Annotated in this window: 11 protein-coding genes and 1 pseudogene; 9 read left to right on the top strand and 3 right to left on the bottom strand. The window is 60.0% G+C overall.

The window, feature by feature from the left end:
* Nucleotides 1-827: 827 nt before the first annotated feature.
* From AC1RPZ_RS23550 to rpmE, 3 genes and pseudogenes are all read right to left on the bottom strand, one after another.
* The gene (locus AC1RPZ_RS23550; protein WP_493139820.1) at nt 828-2,096 is read right to left on the bottom strand and encodes a malic enzyme-like NAD(P)-binding protein; all 1,269 of its coding nucleotides are present in this window, start codon (nt 2,094-2,096) and stop codon (nt 828-830) included.
* A gap of 181 nt (nt 2,097-2,277) precedes the next feature.
* A pseudogene (locus AC1RPZ_RS23545) lies at nt 2,278-2,577 on the bottom strand (thermonuclease family protein); the annotation flags it as partial.
* A 97-nt stretch (nt 2,578-2,674) separates the two neighbouring features.
* The gene (gene rpmE, locus AC1RPZ_RS23540; RefSeq protein ID WP_054595223.1) at nt 2,675-2,890 is read right to left on the bottom strand and encodes a 50S ribosomal protein L31; all 216 of its coding nucleotides are present in this window, start codon (nt 2,888-2,890) and stop codon (nt 2,675-2,677) included.
* Nucleotides 2,891-3,059: 169 nt separating this feature from the next.
* On the opposite strand from rpmE, the gene AC1RPZ_RS23535 reads away from it, so the two are divergent.
* The 9 genes from AC1RPZ_RS23535 to phaC (AC1RPZ_RS23495) all read left to right on the top strand — a co-directional run bounded on the left by AC1RPZ_RS23535 (nt 3,060) and on the right by phaC (AC1RPZ_RS23495) (nt 15,382).
* Nucleotides 3,060-5,279, top strand: a complete 2,220-nt coding sequence (locus AC1RPZ_RS23535; RefSeq protein WP_493139818.1) for a primosomal protein N' — start codon at nt 3,060-3,062, stop codon at nt 5,277-5,279.
* 236 nt (nt 5,280-5,515) lie between these two features.
* Nucleotides 5,516-7,252 (top strand): arginine--tRNA ligase, encoded by a 1,737-nt coding sequence (gene argS / locus AC1RPZ_RS23530; RefSeq protein ID WP_493139816.1) that lies wholly within the window; start codon nt 5,516-5,518, stop codon nt 7,250-7,252.
* 1 nt (nt 7,253) lies between these two features.
* Entirely contained in the window at nt 7,254-7,955 is a 702-nt protein-coding gene (locus tag AC1RPZ_RS23525) for an SPOR domain-containing protein (protein WP_493139815.1), read from the top strand.
* 233 nt (nt 7,956-8,188) lie between these two features.
* Nucleotides 8,189-8,719, top strand: a complete 531-nt coding sequence (gene hslV / locus AC1RPZ_RS23520) for an ATP-dependent protease subunit HslV (protein WP_216742893.1) — start codon at nt 8,189-8,191, stop codon at nt 8,717-8,719.
* Between the two features lie 57 nt (nt 8,720-8,776).
* The gene (hslU, locus tag AC1RPZ_RS23515; RefSeq protein ID WP_493139813.1) at nt 8,777-10,117 is read left to right on the top strand and encodes an ATP-dependent protease ATPase subunit HslU; all 1,341 of its coding nucleotides are present in this window, start codon (nt 8,777-8,779) and stop codon (nt 10,115-10,117) included.
* A gap of 139 nt (nt 10,118-10,256) precedes the next feature.
* On the top strand, nt 10,257-10,634 hold the full coding sequence (locus AC1RPZ_RS23510; RefSeq protein ID WP_262112569.1) for a gamma-butyrobetaine hydroxylase family protein: 378 nt from the start codon (nt 10,257-10,259) through the stop codon (nt 10,632-10,634).
* 258 nt (nt 10,635-10,892) lie between these two features.
* A complete protein-coding gene (phaC, locus tag AC1RPZ_RS23505; protein ID WP_493139811.1) occupies nt 10,893-12,572 on the top strand; it encodes a class II poly(R)-hydroxyalkanoic acid synthase in 1,680 nt (559 codons plus the stop codon).
* 155 nt (nt 12,573-12,727) lie between these two features.
* A complete protein-coding gene (gene phaZ / locus AC1RPZ_RS23500) occupies nt 12,728-13,585 on the top strand; it encodes a poly(3-hydroxyalkanoate) depolymerase (protein WP_493139810.1) in 858 nt (285 codons plus the stop codon).
* Nucleotides 13,586-13,699: 114 nt separating this feature from the next.
* The gene (gene phaC / locus AC1RPZ_RS23495; protein WP_493139808.1) at nt 13,700-15,382 is read left to right on the top strand and encodes a class II poly(R)-hydroxyalkanoic acid synthase; all 1,683 of its coding nucleotides are present in this window, start codon (nt 13,700-13,702) and stop codon (nt 15,380-15,382) included.

Raw genomic sequence — 15,382 nt, 5'->3', positions numbered from 1 at the left:
TGAGAATACCGGTAGTAGGCACCCGGCCAGACCGAAGTCTGCCCGCACACAGCCGCCATAACACATGGCGCAGACGAAAAACGTCGGCGACGATTATGGTAGAGCTAGCGCTTTGCGCCTACTGAATTTCCAGGGTTCTCACACCCGATCGCTAAATTGGCAGCGACGTCCAAAGCCTAGGCGCGGTGCTTCCGAGCGGCAACCTGAAAGACATGTCAGAGATTTCTACGTTGCCCGTGATGCTGTCATCGAATTCAAGCCTCTTCCTACGGACATTACACAAACCCCACCACTCAACAGGCCGAGCGTTAGCTCGCCTGCCGCCTTTGATCTTGATCTACCCGCCCCTTCGGGAGGCCGAGTGGAGGTGTTCATCAGGGGGTGGGCGCGCAGCGCCGTACGGCGAAGCCGGACACATCGAGAGGAGGTCGAAGCGAAGCCGACCGGAGGCGATGCCCCCTGATGGACACCGGAGCGAGGGGACGCCGAGCCTAGGCGAGGTGCCGTACGCTTGGGGCGAAGCCTTTTGGTTCCTTTTTGGCGTTTGAAAAAGGGACTCGCCGTAAGGGCGAAACCCTAAGCGGCCGTTACCGCAGAAATGGATATGTACACCTGCAAGAGATTGGTCGGCTGTCAGGCCGCCATCGCGAGCAAGCTCGCTCCCACAGTTTTGATTGATGTACATCTGTAAGAGGTTGGCCGGCTGTCAGGCCGCCATCGCAGGCAAGCCAGCTCCCACAGTTGAACTGTGTACACCCACAAAAGACGGACATAAAAAAACCCCGACTCACAAGAGCCGGGGCTTTCTGTTGAAGCGCTACAACGACTTAGCCGTTGAACACGTCATCCACGCTTTTCAGCGGGTAGTTCTTCGGATACGGCAGGGTCGCCACACCGGTCTCGATCGCAGCCTTGGCCACAGCATCAGAGATCACAGTGATCAAACGCGCATCCATTGGCTTCGGAATGATGTACTCACGACCGAATTCCAGCTTGATGCCACCGTAAGCGTCACACACTTCCTGAGGCACTGGCAGCTTGGCCAATTCACGCAAAGCGTTGGCCGCAGCCACTTTCATCTCTTCGTTGATGCGCTTGGCGCGAACGTCCAGAGCACCACGGAAGATGAACGGGAAGCCCAATACGTTGTTCACCTGGTTCGGGTAATCCGAACGGCCGGTAGCCATGATCACGTCGTTACGGGTGGCGTGAGCCAGTTCCGGGGCGATTTCCGGGTCCGGGTTCGAGCACGCGAAAACAATCGGGTTGGCAGCCATCAGCAGCAGGTTTTCAGCGCTCAGCAGGTTCGGGCCAGACAGACCGACGAACACGTCAGCGCCTTTCAGCGCATCGGACAAGGTGCGCTTGTCGGTAGCGTGAGCGAACACCGCTTTGTACTGGTTCAGGTCGTCACGGCCGGAGTGGATCACGCCAGTACGGTCAACCATGAAAATGTTTTCGATGTTGGCACCCATGCTCACCAGCAACTTCATGCAGGAGATGGCGGCAGCACCGGCACCCAGGCAGACGATCTTGGCTTCCGGCAGGGTTTTGCCAGCGATTTCCAGGGCATTGATCATGCCGGCAGCGGTCACGATCGCAGTGCCGTGCTGGTCATCGTGGAACACCGGAATGTCGCACTGCTCGATCAGAGCACGTTCGATCTCAAAGCACTCAGGTGCCTTGATGTCTTCCAGGTTGATGCCACCGAAGGTGATGGAGATACGCTTGACGGTGTCGATGAAGGCTTGCGGGCTTTCGGAGTCGACTTCAATGTCGAACACGTCGATACCGGCGAAGCGCTTGAACAGCACGCCTTTACCTTCCATCACCGGCTTGGAAGCCAATGGGCCAAGGTTACCCAGGCCGAGAATCGCGGTGCCATCGGAAATGACTGCCACCAGGTTGCCCTTGCCGGTGTATTTGTAGGCCAGTTCAGGATCGCGGGCGATTTCGCGTACTGGTTCGGCTACGCCGGGGCTATAGGCCAGCGACAGATCGCGGGCGGTAGCGGTGGCCTTGGTGAGCTCGACACTCAGCTTCCCTGGACGAGGATGGGCGTGATATTCGAGAGCGGCAGTTTTCAAATCAGACATGTGGGCATTCCGCTTTTACTGTTGAACGACGGACCGCCGAGGATACTCGCGTCGCAAAGTCCCCACAAGACTGACCGGTCACCCCTGTCAAGGGCCCAGCCCTACGACCTTGGGCCAAGAGCCACGGAACACAAGGGCCTTACTGTTCACAATCACTTTAAAAAATGTCGACAATTTTTTCTTAAGGCGCCGTTTTAAGCATGGCCGGATGAGTCAACGGCAACAACCAGCGCGCCTGGCCGGACTCCAAACCACCGCGCCCCGCGCACTCGAGCACCCCGCCACGCACCTCGATCTGCTTGCCATTGGGCCACTTCAGCCCCACCCGGTCGAACAGATTGGATGCAACACGCAATACAACCGAATCCTGAAAATCGATCAGGATGTCGCCATGATTGCATTGAGCCTTGCTCACAAGAGCGCTGAGCACGGAAAAACCCAAGCCACTGGTCTGATCTGCTTTCAGTACAGGCGGCTGCCGCCGGGAAGCCAAATCGCAGGCATAAAAAAGGCGCCCGCGAGGGGCGCCTTTTTTCTCAATCTGGAGAAGCCGAAACGACTCTCCAGAATGATCAGCCTTAGGCCTTTTTGCCGAAAGCACCGAAACGATCGGCGAACTTCTGTACACGGCCGCCAGTATCCAGAGTCTTCTGCTTACCGGTGTAGAACGGGTGGCACTCGTTGCATACGTCGATCGCCAGAGGCTTGGCCAGGTTCGAACGAGTTTCGAACTTGTTGCCACAGCTGCAGGTAACTGCGGTGATTTCGTATGTTGGATGGATATCGGCTTTCATGGTGTCTTCCTCGGGCTAGCGTGCCGCCACTCAACACTATTGTTGAATACCGCACGTAATTAGGCCGCGGATTCTACCAGACCTTTGCAATCACGCAAGCTATGCCTCACTCCGACCGTCTGCTAGGCTCCGACCCTTCTTTGCCGCCCGTTCAATGAGATCCCCCCGCGTGCCCGACGCCATTTTGCGCCTCGCCCTGCCTTCGCCCCTGCGCCGCCTGTTCGACTACCGTGCCCCGGCGGGAGTCCTGCGCGCGCATTTGCATCCGGGCATGCGGCTGCGGGTGCCGTTCGGCCGCCGCGAGATGATCGGGATACTGGTAGAGGTCACCAGCCACAGCGAAGTTCCGGCCGACAAGCTCAAACCGGCACTGGCCCTGCTCGACTCCACGCCACCGCTACCCGCGGCGCTGTTCAAGCTGTGTCTGTGGACTTCCCAGTATTACCAGCACAGCCTCGGCGACACCTTGAGCTGGGCACTGCCGGTGCTGTTGCGTCAGGGGGAACTGGCCGAGGCGCGCCAGGAACGCTTCTGGTCGATCACCCCAGGCGCGAAACTGGATGATCCGCGCATCGCCCGCGCTCCGCGTCAACGCGAGGCGCTGGCGACGCTGGCCCAGCATCCTCACGGCGTCGCCCATCAACTGCTGAGCAAGTTGATGTTGAGCAAAGACAGCCTCGACCTGCTGCTGGCCAAAGAACTGGTGCAGGTGGATATCCGCAAAAACGCGCCGAGCGAGCGTCACGAACACTGGCTGGCGCAACCGGAGTTGCCGCTGAACCCGGAACAGCGCGCCGCTTATGAAGCGATCCGCGCAGGCTTCGACAGTTTCCACGCGTTCTTGCTGGCCGGGGTCACCGGCAGCGGCAAGACCGAAGTCTATTTACAGCTGATCCGCGAAACCCTTGAGGCCGGCAAGCAGGCGCTGGTGCTGATCCCCGAAATCAACCTCGGACCGCAGACCCTGGCGCGCTTCGAGCAGCGCTTCAATGCGCGTATCGCCCTGGTGCATTCGGCGGTCAATGACCGCGAACGCCTGGAATCCTGGCTCGCTGCCCGGGATGGCGAGGCCGACATTATTATCGGCACCCGCTCGGCGCTGTTCACACCCATGAAAAACCCCGGGCTGATCATCATCGATGAAGAGCACGACGGCTCTTATAAACAGCAGGAAGGTTTGCGCTATCACGCTCGCGATCTGGCGTTGGTGCGAGCGCGGCAGGAAAACATCCCGATTGTCCTCGGCTCTGCGACGCCGTCACTGGAAAGCCTGCACAACGCCTACACCGGCCGTTACGGACTCCTGCGCCTGAACGAGCGCGCTGGCGGGGCAAAACAACCGCGCTTCCTGCGTCTGGACGTCAAAAGTCGGCCGTTGGACAGTGGCATTTCCGGCCCGATGCAACAGGCGATTGGCCAGACACTCGCCGCCGGCCAACAAGTATTGGTGTTCCTCAACCGTCGCGGCTTTGCGCCCACTCTGCTCTGCCACGACTGCGGCTGGATGTCCGAATGCCAACGCTGCGATGCGCGCATGACCGTGCACCAGCGCTCCGGCGAGCTGCGTTGTCACCATTGCGGCTACGTCGAGCGTGTCCCTCGGCACTGCCCAACCTGCGGCAAAGTCGATTTGCGGCCGGTGGGCGCCGGCACCGAACGCGCCGAAGAGCGTCTGGGCATTCTGTTCCCGGACTACCCGGTGTTGCGGGTCGACCGCGACAGCACTTCGCGCAAGGACGCGATGAATCAGCTGTTCGCGACCATTCAGAAAGGTCAGCCGTGCATTCTGGTCGGCACGCAAATGCTCGCCAAAGGGCATCACTTCCCACGGGTGACGCTGGTCTCGATTCTCGATGCCGACGGCGGATTGTTCTCCGGCGACTTCCGCGCCAGCGAACGCATGGCCCAGTTGATCGCGCAGGTCGCGGGGCGTGCCGGTCGCGCCGAAGAGCCGGGCAAAGTGATCATCCAGACCCACCTGGCTGACCACCCACTGTTGGTACAGCTGACCGAGCAAGGTTATTTCGCCTTTGCCGAGCAGGCCTTGAGCGAGCGCCGTTCCGCCGGGCTGCCGCCGTTCGCGCACCTGGCGCTGTTACGGGCCGAAGCACACAAACCGGGGCAGGCCGAAAGCTTCCTCGATGAAGCCTGCAGCGAGGCTGAGCGATTGTTGGATGAGCACAATCTAACCGGCATCGAATTGCTGGGGCCGGTGCCGGCGCCGATGGAGCGTCGGGCTGGACGTTATCGTGCGCAATTATTGTTGCAAGCCACGGCACGGGCACCGCTGCATCGGCTGCTGAGTGCCTGGCTGTTGGCGCTGGAGCAGATGCCGAGCGGGCGGGCGGTGCGTTGGTCTTTGGATGTCGACCCTGTTGATTTGTATTGATTCGGCGACTGCCATCGCGAGCAAGCTCGCTCCCACAGGGGGCGTGGCGAACACAAAATGTATGAACACCTTAGATCCACTGTGGGAGCGAGCTTGCTCGCGATGACGGCCGAATAGTCACCACATATCCATAACCTGCCTGCTATGGTTGGCAAGCCCGACTTCGCAACGGATAATGCCCAGTTTTTCCACCTGCGCATTGATGCGCCGCCGCTCTGCGGTTGATAGAGAAGACCATGAAAGACACCATTCGCCAGTTGATCCAGCAAGCCCTCACCCAACTCGTTACCGACGGTGTGTTGCCTGAAGGCCTGACGCCGGCGATTCAGGTGGAGAACTCCCGTGACAAGACTCACGGCGACTTCGCCAGCAACATCGCCATGATGCTGGCTAAACCGGCCGGCATGAAACCGCGCGATCTGGCGGAAAAAATCATCGCCGCGCTGCCGGTTGACGAAAACGTCAGCAAAACCGAAATCGCCGGTCCAGGTTTCCTCAATTTCTTCCAGAACACCCAAGCCCTGGCCTCGCGCCTGGACGCGGCGCTGGCCGACGCCCAAGTCGGCGTGCGCAAGGCAGGTTCCGTGCAGCGCACCGTGGTCGACTTGTCGGCCCCGAACCTGGCCAAAGAGATGCACGTCGGTCACTTGCGCTCGACGATCATCGGCGACGGCGTGGCACGGGTGCTGGAGTTTCTTGGCGACACGGTGATCCGTCAGAACCACGTCGGCGACTGGGGCACCCAGTTCGGCATGCTGATGGCGTACCTGCAGGAAAACCCGATCACCAGCGACGAACTGTCGGACCTGGAAAACTTCTACCGCGCCGCCAAGCAACGCTTCGACGAATCCGCAGAGTTCGCCGACCGCGCCCGTGGCCTGGTGGTCAAGCTGCAAGCCGGTGATGCGGAATGCCTGGCGCTGTGGACGAAGTTCAAGGACATTTCGTTGTCCCACTGCCAGAAAATCTACGAACTGCTGAACGTCAAACTGACCATGGCCGACGTGATGGGCGAAAGCGCCTACAACGACGACCTGATCAACGTGGTCAACGACCTCAAGGCCAAAGGCATGCTGGTCGAAAGCAACGGCGCCCAGTGCGTGTTCCTCGATGAATTCAAGAACGCTGACGGCGACCCGCTGCCCGTGATCATCGTCAAGGCCGACGGCGGCTACCTCTACGCCACCACCGACCTGGCAGCCGTGCGCTACCGCAGTGGCGTGCTGAAAGCCGATCGCGCGCTGTACTTCGTCGACCAGCGTCAGGCCCTGCACTTCCAGCAAGTGTTCGAAGTGGCGCGCCTGGCCGGCTTCGTGACCCATCCGATGGAAATGGAGCACATGGGCTTCGGCACCATGAACGGCGCTGATGGCCGTCCGTTCAAGACCCGTGATGGCGGCACCGTGAAGCTGATCGACCTGCTGAACGAAGCCAAGGAACGCGCCTATACGCTGGTGAAGGAAAAGAACCCTGAGCTGGCCGAAGCCGACCTGCGCAACATCGCCAAAGTCGTGGGCATCGGCGCGGTGAAATACGCCGACCTGTCCAAGCACCGCACCAGCGACTACAGCTTCAACTTCGACCTGATGCTGAACTTCGAAGGCAACACCGCACCGTACCTGCTGTACGCCTACACCCGCGTGGCCGGCGTATTCCGCAAACTCGGCGAGGACTTCAGCGAAGTCGAAGGGCAGATCGTCCTCGAAGCCGCTCACGAACACGAACTGGCCGCCAAGCTGGCGCAGTTTGGTGAGGTGCTGAATAACGTCTGCGACAAGGGCACGCCGCACATTCTTTGCACCTACCTGTACGACGTTGCCGGTCTGTTCTCCAGCTTCTACGAGAACTGCCCGATCCTCAGCGCCGAAACCCCGGCACAGATGCAGAGCCGTTTGCGCCTCGCCGCATTGACCGGCCGTACCCTTAAGCAAGGCCTGGAACTCTTGGGTCTGGAAACTCTGGAGCGTATGTAAGTTGGCTGCCAAGAAAAAACCAGCACCCAAGCGTGGCGCCAGCCGTTACCAAGCTCCTGCAAAAAAGCCGATTCCGGGATGGCTATGGATGGCCATCGGCCTGACCGTAGGCGCCTTCATCGTGTTCCTGATGAAGCTGGAGCCGGGTAAAGGCAGCGAAACGGTCAAACGCGAGAAGGTGGAGCAACAGAAAGCCAGCAAGATCGCCGAGGCCAACAAGACCCCGCCGAGCCCGACGCAACCGGTGAAGCCGAAGTACGACTTCTACACCTTGCTGCCGGAATCGGAAGTCATCGTGCCGCCGGATGCCGTGCCGGAGAAAACCCTGCCGACGCCGCAGACCGCGCCCGTTGCGCCGGTAACCCCGGCAGAAGCGGCGAAGATCGACACCGCGCGCGCCCAGGCAGCCCTGAGCGGCGTCACCCCGCCGCCAGCGCCACCGGTGGCAAAAGCGGCACCGGTGACCAAGTTCTTCCTGCAGGCCGGTTCGTTCCGCAAGCAAGCCGACGCCGACAAGGTTCGTGCACAGATCATTCTGCTCGGTCAGGCGGTTGCGGTGGAGTCCGGCACCGTGAAGGACGAGACCTGGTACCGCGTACTGGTCGGCCCGTTCAGCAACCGCGAACAGCTGACCACCGCCCAGAAACAACTGGCTGGCAGCGGCTTCAGCAACCTGTTGTTACAACAACGCCAAAGCCGCTGATCAGCTGCCACCGCAGCTCCGCAGGAGACACAAATCCCCGCAGGAGCTGCCGCAGGCTGCGATCTTCTCAGGGTCTCAGGATGATTGTCAGGACAAGAGCCAACAGCAGGATCAACAGATCGCAGCCTTCGGCAGCTCCTACGCCGCTTGTCCCCTGCAGTTGAAAAACGCCCCGCCACCCCCATATGAGTTGGCATAAGGCATTTTCGCCCCGCTGCGTGGAGACTCTTCCCTTGACCACCATCGTTTCAGTTCGCCGCCACGGCAAAGTCGTCATGGGCGGCGACGGCCAGGTTTCTCTCGGCAATACCGTGATGAAAGGCAACGCGAAGAAAGTTCGTCGCCTGTACCACGGTCAGGTCATCGCCGGTTTTGCCGGCGCCACCGCTGACGCCTTTACCCTCTTCGAACGTTTCGAAGGCCAGCTAGAGAAACACCAGGGTCACCTGGTTCGCGCCGCTGTCGAACTCGCCAAAGAATGGCGCACCGACCGCTCCCTCAGCCGCCTCGAAGCAATGCTTGCGGTCGCCAACAAAGACGCCTCCCTGATCATCACCGGCAACGGCGATGTGGTCGAACCCGAAGAAGGTCTGATCGCCATGGGTTCCGGCGGCGGCTACGCCCAGGCCGCCGCCAGCGCCCTGCTGAAGAAAACCGATCTGTCGGCCCGCGAAATCGTCGAAACCGCGCTCGGCATCGCCGGCGACATCTGTGTATTCACCAACCACACCTTCACCATTGAGGAGCAGGATCTCAGCGAATAAGCCTGTTTCGGCCATCACGCCACGGCATTCATTTTTGCTTGAGGACCACCCATTACCATGCCAATGACTCCCCGCGAAATCGTCCATGAACTCAGTCGCCATATCATCGGCCAGGACGATGCCAAACGCGCCGTTGCCATCGCCTTGCGTAACCGCTGGCGCCGGATGCAGTTGCCTGAAGAGCTGCGCGTTGAAGTAACGCCCAAGAACATCCTGATGATCGGCCCGACCGGTGTCGGTAAAACCGAAATCGCCCGTCGCCTGGCCAAGCTCGCCAACGCACCGTTCATCAAGGTCGAAGCGACCAAGTTCACCGAAGTCGGCTATGTCGGCCGTGACGTCGAGTCGATCATTCGTGACCTGGCCGATGCGGCGATCAAGCTGCTGCGCGAACAGGAAATGACCAAGGTTCGCCATCGCGCCGAAGACGCCGCCGAAGAGCGCATCCTCGACGCACTGCTGCCGCCGGCACGCATGGGCTTCAGCAACGAAGACGCCGCACCGGCCAGTGATTCCAACACCCGCCAACTGTTCCGCAAGCGCCTGCGCGAAGGTCAGCTGGATGACAAGGAGATCGAAATCGAAGTCGCCGAAGTGTCCGGCGTCGATATCTCCGCGCCGCCAGGCATGGAAGAAATGACCAACCAGTTGCAGAGCCTGTTCGCCAACATGGGCAAGGGCAAGCGCAAGAGCCGCAAGCTCAAGGTCAAGGAAGCGCTGAAGCTGGTGCGCGACGAAGAAGCCAGCCGCCTGGTCAATGACGAAGAGCTCAAGGCCAAGGCCCTGGAAGCGGTCGAGCAGCACGGCATCGTGTTCATCGATGAAATCGACAAAGTCGCCAAGCGTGGCAACTCCGGCGGCATCGACGTGTCCCGCGAAGGCGTACAGCGCGACTTGCTGCCGCTGATCGAAGGCTGCACAGTCAACACCAAACTGGGCATGGTCAAAACCGACCACATCCTGTTCATTGCCTCCGGTGCGTTCCACCTGAGCAAGCCGAGCGATCTGGTGCCGGAACTGCAAGGCCGTCTGCCGATCCGCGTCGAACTCAAGGCCCTGACCCCGGAAGACTTCGAGCGCATCCTCAGCGAGCCGCACGCGTCACTCACCGAGCAGTATTGCGCACTGCTGAAAACCGAAGGCCTGACCATCGAGTTCCAGCCGGACGGTATCAAGCGTCTGGCGGAGATCGCCTGGCAGGTCAACGAGAAGACCGAGAACATCGGTGCCCGTCGCCTGCACACGCTGCTCGAGCGTCTGCTCGAAGAGGTGTCGTTCAGCGCCAGCGATCTGGCCAGCACCCACAGCGAAGAGCCGATCCGCATCGACGCTGACTACGTCAACAGCCACCTCGGTGAATTGGCGCAGAACGAAGACCTGTCCCGTTATATCCTGTAGGTCACCTTCTCTCCCGTGAGAACGTAACCACTGTAGGAGCTGCCGCAGGCTGCGATCTTTCCCGGCTAACGCCGAAGATCAAAAGATCGCAGCCTGCGGCAGCTCCTACAGAGCGTTCCACACAGATGGACTACAGGTCATGACCAAACTCCCCACCGACATCAAACTGCACAAAGCCTCGAAAACCCTGGAGCTGAAATACGCGCCCGATGAGGTCTATCACCTGAGCGCAGAATTTTTGCGCGTGCACTCTCCTTCCGCCGAGGTCCAGGGCCATGGCAAACCTATCCTGCAATTTGGCAAGATCGGCGTAGGCCTGAACAAGGTAGAACCGGCCGGTCAGTACGCACTGAAATTGACCTTCGATGACGGCCACGACAGCGGCCTGTTCACCTGGGAATATCTGTACGAACTGGCGCGACGATATGACGCACTCTGGGACGACTATCTTGCCGAGCTCAAAGCCGCCGGAAAATCCCGCGATCCAAGCGTGTCGGTCGTCAAGCTGATGCTCTAGGTCAAGGCTCACACTCTTTAGAGGGCATTTTCTAATTTCATCTGTTTGAATGCTGGGCCGCAGCGCCAACGATTGGCCTGCTTGCGAAAAAAATTAAACTCGGGTAACCAATGGAGCTGGCAAGTTCTGTGCAGCGCTCCCTGTTTTAAAAAAAGCAGTGATGTGCAACTAACGGTCACCCGAGCGCGTACCTGGCATTGGCTGTGTGACTACACAGCAGCACTCAGGTACTCGCCTCAGGACAATGGAGCGTCGTAGATGAGTAACAAGAATAACGATGACCTGAAATATCAAGCCTCGGAAAATACCCTGGGGCTTAATCCGGTCATCGGCTTGCGTCGAAAGGATCTGCTTACCTCTGCCCGCATGGTGCTGACCCAGGCCATCAAACAACCCATCCACAGCGTCAAGCATGTCGCGCATTTTGGCATTGAGCTCAAAAACGTGATGCTCGGTAAATCCGAGTTGCAACCAGAAAACGATGACCGTCGCTTCAACGATCCGGCGTGGAGTCAGAACCCGCTCTACAAACGCTATCTGCAAACCTACCTGGCGTGGCGCAAGGAACTCCACGACTGGATCGGCGACAGCAAACTGTCCGAGCAGGACATCGCCCGCGCGCACTTCGTGATCACCCTGATGACCGAAGCCATGGCCCCGACCAACAGCGCGGCCAACCCTGCTGCCGTCAAACGCTTCTTCGAAACCGGCGGTAAAAGCCTGCTCGATGGCCTCTCCCACCTGGCCAAGGATCTGGTGAACAACGGCGGCATGCCAAGCCAGGTCAACATGGGCGCCTTCGAGGTAGGCAAGAGCCTGGGCACCACCGAAGGCGCGGTGGTTTTCCGCAACGATGTACTGGAGCTGATCCAGTACCGTCCCATCACTGAACAAGTACTCGAACGCCCACTGCTGGTGGTGCCACCACAGATCAACAAGTTCTACGTTTTCGACCTGAGCCCGGACAAAAGTCTGGCGCGCTTCTGCCTGCGCAACAATGTGCAGACCTTCATCGTCAGCTGGCGCAACCCGACCAAGGCCCAGCGCGAATGGGGTCTGTCGACGTACATCGAAGCACTCAAGGAAGCGGTCGACGTGGTCACCGCGATCACCGGCAGCAAAGACGTGAACATGCTCGGCGCCTGCTCCGGCGGCATCACCTGCACCGCCCTGCTGGGCCACTACGCAGCGATCGGCGAGAAGAAGGTCAACGCCCTGACCCTGCTGGTCAGCGTGCTCGACACCACCCTTGATTCCCAGGTCGCGCTGTTCGTCGACGAACAAACCCTCGAAGCCGCCAAGCGCCATTCCTATCAGGCCGGTGTGCTCGAAGGTCGCGACATGGCCAAGGTCTTCGCCTGGATGCGCCCCAACGACCTGATCTGGAACTACTGGGTCAACAACTACTTGTTGGGCAACGAGCCGCCGGTCTTCGACATTCTGTTCTGGAACAACGACACCACCCGGTTGCCTGCGGCGTTCCACGGCGACCTGATCGATTTGTTCAAAAACAACCCACTGATCCGTCCCGATGCACTGGAAGTGTGCGGCACGCCCATCGACCTCAAGCAGGTCACGGCCGACGTCTACTCCCTGGCGGGTACCAACGACCACATCACACCGTGGAAGTCGTGCTACAAGTCGGCACAACTGTTCGGTGGCAAGGTCGAATTCGTGCTGTCCAGCAGCGGCCATATCCAGAGCATTCTGAACCCGCCGGGCAATCCGAAATCCCGTTACATGACCTGCACCGACATGCCGACCCATGCCAACGACTGGCTAGAGAACTCAACCAAGCACACTGACTCCTGGTGGCTGCACTGGCAGGCCTGGCAGGCCGAGCGTTCGGGCAAACTGAAAAAAGCCCCGACCGTACTCGGCAACAAGACCTATGCGGCAGGTGAAGCATCACCGGGGACTTATGTGCATGAACGCTAACTGACACACCTTGCCCTCATGTGGGAGCGAGCTTGCTCGCGATGACGGTGGCAGCTTCGACACATATGCTGGCTGACACACCGCTATCGCGAGCAAGCTCGCTCCCACAGGGGATTGGGGATGATTTAGAGATAGTGACCCACAGGGCCTGAAGCATGCCGCAACCGTTCATATTTCGTACCGTCGACCTGGATGGTCAAACCATCCGCACCGCGGTACGCCCCGGCAAGCCTCACTTGACGCCCCTGCTGATTTTCAACGGCATCGGCGCCAACCTGGAGCTGGTGTTTCCGTTCGTCCAGGCGCTGGACCCGGACCTGGAAGTGATCGCCTTCGACGTCCCCGGTGTCGGTGGCTCATCGACGCCTAACCACCCCTATCGCTTTCCCGGCCTGGCCAAACTGACCGCGCGGATGCTCGACTATCTCGATTACGGACAAGTCAACGTGGTCGGCGTTTCGTGGGGCGGAGCACTCGCTCAACAGTTCGCCTTCGACTACCCCGAGCGCTGCAAGAAGCTCGTTTTGGCAGCGACGGCGGCGGGCATGGTGATGGTGCCGGGCAAACCGAAAGTGTTGTGGATGATGGCCAGCCCAAGACGCTACATCCAGCCATCCCACGTGATTCGCATTGCACCGCTGATCTACGGCGGTTCGTTCCGCCGTGATCCGAACCTGGCGGCGGAGCACGCGAGCAAAGTGCGTTCGGCAGGCAAACTCGGCTACTACTGGCAGCTGTTCGCGGGCCTGGGCTGGACCAGTATTCACTGGCTGCACAAAATCAATCAGCCGACCCTGATACTGGCCGGCGATGATGACCCGCTCATTCCGCTGATCAATATGCGCATACTCGCCTGGCGTATTCCCAATGCCCAGCTACACATAATCGACGACGGTCATTTATTCCTGATCACCCGGGCCGAGGCCGTCGCACCGATCATCATGAAATTTCTCCAGGAAGAACGCCAACGGGCGGTGATGCATCCGCACCCGGCGTCATTCGGCGGCACTTGACGTACTGCGTACGTCGACGGGAGTGTCGAGAGCCGCAAGGGAGGTCCGGAGCGACTATGGTGTCTATTCGGAATTGATGTACTTGTTGATGGCTTGACGAAGGAGTGTTGACTCATGCGAGACAAAAAAGCGCCGGGCGCCTTTCCTCCACCCGCCGCGTTCATCAATGCTCAGAGTGCGATCACCGGTCTGCGCGGCCGGGATCTGTTCTCCACTCTGCGCAGCGTCGCCGCCCATGGCTTGCGCCACCCGGTGCACAGTGCCAAACACGCACTGGCATTGGGCGGGCAACTGGGCCGGGTGTTACTGGGCGAAACCCTGCACCAGCCCAACCCTTCGGACAGCCGCTTCGCCGACCCGAGCTGGAGCCTGAATCCGTTTTACCGGCGCGGCCTTCAGGCCTACTTGAGCTGGCAGAAACAGGTCAAAAAATGGATCGATGAAAGCGGAATGTCCGCGGATGACCGTGCACGTGCGCAATTTGCCTTTACCCTGCTCAACGACGCGGTCTCGCCTTCCAATACCTTGCTCAACCCGCTGGCGGTCAAAGAGCTGTTCAACTCTGGCGGTCAAAGTCTGGTGCGTGGTCTGAGCCACCTGTTCGACGACCTGATGCACAACAATGGCCTGCCCAGCCAGGTCACAAAGCACGCGTTCGAGGTCGGTAAAACAGTTGCCACCACCACCGGCGCCGTGGTGTTTCGCAACGAACTGCTGGAGCTGATCCAGTACAAGCCGATGAGCGAAAAGCAGTACGCCAAACCGCTGCTCGTGGTGCCGCCGCAGATCAACAAGTACTACATTTTCGACTTGAGCCCGCACAACAGCTTCGTCCAGTTTGCGCTGAAGAACGGCCTGCAAGTGTTCATGATCAGCTGGCGCAACCCGGATGTGCGGCATCGCGAATGGGGCCTGTCGAGTTACGTCGAAGCGGTGGAAGAGGCGCTGAATGTCTGCCGGGCGATCACCGGCAGCCGCGAAGTCAACCTGATGGGCGCCTGTGCCGGGGGCCTGACCATCGCCGCCTTGCAAGGACATCTGCAAGCCAAGCGGCAACTGCGGCGAGTCTCCAGCGCGACCTATCTGGTCAGCCTGCTCGACAGCCAACTGGAAACCCCGGCGACCCTGTTCGCCGACGAGCAGACCCTGGAGGCAGCCAAGCGTCGCTCCTACCAGAAAGGCGTGCTCGAAGGCCGCGACATGGCCAAGGTCTTTGCCTGGATGCGCCCCAACGACCTGATCTGGAACTACTGGGTCAACAACTACCTGTTGGGCAAAGAGCCGCCAGCGTTCGACATTCTCTACTGGAACAATGACAACACTCGCCTGCCGGCTGCCTTCCACGGCGACCTGCTGGACTTCTTCAAGCACAACCCGTTGACCCATCCTGGCGGACTGGAAGTCTGCGGCACGCCGATCGACTTGCAGAAAGTCAACGTCGACAGCTTCAGCGTCGCCGGAATCAACGATCACATCACGCCTTGGGATGCGGTGTACCGCTCGACACTGTTGCTGGGGGGTGAGCGGCGCTTCGTACTGTCCAACAGCGGCCACGTGCAGAGCATCCTCAACCCACCGAGCAACCCCAAGGCCAACTACGTCGACAATCCGAAACTGAGCAGCGATCCACGCGCCTGGTACTACGACGCCAAACATGTCGACGGCAGTTGGTGGACCCAATGGCTGGGCTGGATTCAGGAACGTTCCGGCACTCAGCACGAAACCCTGATGGCCCTCGGCAACCAGAATTATCCACCGATGGAGGCGGCGCCGGGCACCTACGTGCGCGTGCGCTGA

The sequence above is a fragment of the Pseudomonas sp. GW822-FHT02D10 genome, from assembly GCF_058802345.1.
Note: the sequence above shows the minus strand (reverse complement) of the source record. Positions and strands in the feature narration are given on the sequence as shown.

What these genes read in the sequence shown, in the direction of transcription:
- AC1RPZ_RS23550 (WP_493139820.1), bottom strand. Translation starts at nt 2,096, where the DNA reads ATGTCTGATTTGAAAACTGCCGCTCTCGAATATCACGCCCATCCTCGT.
- rpmE (WP_054595223.1), bottom strand. Translation starts at nt 2,890, where the DNA reads ATGAAAGCCGATATCCATCCAACATACGAAATCACCGCAGTTACCTGC.
- argS (WP_493139816.1), top strand. Translation starts at nt 5,516, where the DNA reads ATGAAAGACACCATTCGCCAGTTGATCCAGCAAGCCCTCACCCAACTC.
- hslU (WP_493139813.1), top strand. Translation starts at nt 8,777, where the DNA reads ATGCCAATGACTCCCCGCGAAATCGTCCATGAACTCAGTCGCCATATC.
- AC1RPZ_RS23510 (WP_262112569.1), top strand. Translation starts at nt 10,257, where the DNA reads ATGACCAAACTCCCCACCGACATCAAACTGCACAAAGCCTCGAAAACC.
- phaC (WP_493139811.1), top strand. Translation starts at nt 10,893, where the DNA reads ATGAGTAACAAGAATAACGATGACCTGAAATATCAAGCCTCGGAAAAT.
- phaZ (WP_493139810.1), top strand. Translation starts at nt 12,728, where the DNA reads ATGCCGCAACCGTTCATATTTCGTACCGTCGACCTGGATGGTCAAACC.
- phaC (WP_493139808.1), top strand. Translation starts at nt 13,700, where the DNA reads ATGCGAGACAAAAAAGCGCCGGGCGCCTTTCCTCCACCCGCCGCGTTC.